Raw genomic sequence first — 1,756 nt, 5'->3', positions numbered from 1 at the left:
GGTGAATTTCTTGAGGTGATAAAGAAAGCTGAGTCTATTATCAGGGCTGGAAGTGGTTTTAAGCTTGTCTTTAACAACTCATGTGCCGATGCTTGCGCGAGGCCTTTTCCGCGTTCATGAAAAGCGGAGAGGTTGAAGTTGTATTTTGAAAGCTCGCCATAGTTTGCTATTTCCTCCCAGTCGGTGACGCTTATGGAAAGAAACTTTATGTCTAAATCTACTTTTGAGTGATAATCGTGATCTGCGCAAAAAAGCGTACCTTTATGCTGCTTTGATAGGCTTTGTGCTGTTTTTGGCTCATTGTCATTTAGAATGATAACCGAGCCGGATACATGAACTGCAACCGTTCTTGGGCAGCGGCATAGAAGGGGGATCTGCAGCTTTTCAATTCTGTCTTTGAATTCACTTTCGGAGATGCTGTGCTCCTCAAGAAATTCAGTTACTGATATAATAAGCCCTTTGTTTTTCATTTGTAATCGTGTCCTTGTGTAGCGGTGCTAGTGTTTTCTCAGGGCGGTTGGAGTGGCTGTCTATATCAGGCTGGATAAATGCTTGCCGAGAACTTCCCAAGCCTCCGCCATTTCTTTAGCATAGCTATGACGCTGATAAGTGCGTTTTACCTTGTTTTCCTCTGTGTGGTTGAGGCACCGTTCAGCCACTTCAGGAAGCACACCAATAGCAGTCATAATCGTCGCGCCTGTACGCCGCAGGTCATGAGGCGTCCACTTTCCGCCTGGTAGCAACAGTGCTTGGGCTTTGGCGCTACGTCGGCTCATGGAGCCTTGCTCCGGAAGGCGCTGGCGATCTCCCAACTGCTTGGTTACCGTTTTAGGGCATACATGGTCAGTTATGTAGGTGTTCGGGTAGCACCAAGGTGACAGGCTATTAATCTGCTTTACGCGCTTGAAGTGGCTAATGGCAAAGTCTGAAAGGATGATGCTGTGCGGTTTACCGTTTTTACTATGTTCGGACGGAATCAGCCAAGTGCTTTGCTCTAGATCGATATGCTCCCATCGGGCGCTCAGGAGCTCACCAATTCGACAGCAGGTCGATAGGGCAATCCAGATTGCAGCTTCGGTGGTGACCTGCAGCCCCGCATCAGGGGCTTTCTTAGCAAGCAGCTTGATTTCATCATCACTCAGCACTCGATCGCGCTCGGTGTCTTTGCCACCTATCTTAGCTTTTCGAATACTGGCGCTGGGATCGTGCTCGATCAGGTCGCGGTCTACGGCAAAGCGGAACATTTGGCGCATAAGCGAAAAAACCATCTTAGCCATACGGTTTACACCGCGAGCGAGGAGGGCATCTGTAACCTCGGTGATATGACCCTTTTTCACATCAGCGACAGCCAAGTCGCCCAAGAAGGGCAGAACGTCCTTTTCAAACATCCGACGAGCCTCTGCACCCTTGTCCTTGCGGTTGATGAGATCAACCCTAGCCCAGTGCTCGAATAGGTCGGTAACAGTCTTGCGTGCCGCCTGGCGAGCTTGCTCGGCTTCGGCTTCTGCTTTCTCGGCGGTGAGTCGTGCCAATTCACCATCTCGGGCTGCGATACGGGCAGCTTCCTCGGCATCCAGATGTTCACGTAAGTTGCGAGTTCCACTTTGGTAGAGGCGTGACCACTCTCCAGCTTTAGTTCTTGCTTCCTTAAGGGTAAGCCCATCAGTACCAGTGGCGTCATATGCACCTATGGGCAGAAACACCCTTCCACCGCTGGTGTCGGTATACCTGAAGTAAAACAGGCGCTCGCCATCTG

2 protein-coding genes are annotated in these 1,756 nt (G+C 50.3%); both read right to left on the bottom strand.

All coding sequences use genetic code 11. The features are described from left to right. The coding region (locus YA0848_RS35765; protein WP_198731595.1) for a hypothetical protein at positions 1–470 on the bottom strand (470 nt) is incomplete at its 3' end. Between the two features lie 60 nt (positions 471–530). Beyond that, the coding region (locus YA0848_RS35760; RefSeq protein WP_232925266.1) for a tyrosine-type recombinase/integrase at positions 531–1,756 on the bottom strand (1,226 nt) is incomplete at its 5' end.

Origin of the sequence: Pseudomonas sp. S4_EA_1b (assembly GCF_016307435.1) — a bacterium.
Lineage (GTDB): Bacteria > Pseudomonadota > Gammaproteobacteria > Pseudomonadales > Pseudomonadaceae > Aquipseudomonas > Aquipseudomonas rhodesiae.
The sequence above is the reverse complement of the archived record's forward strand: the minus strand, read 5'-3'. Positions and strand labels throughout refer to the sequence as shown.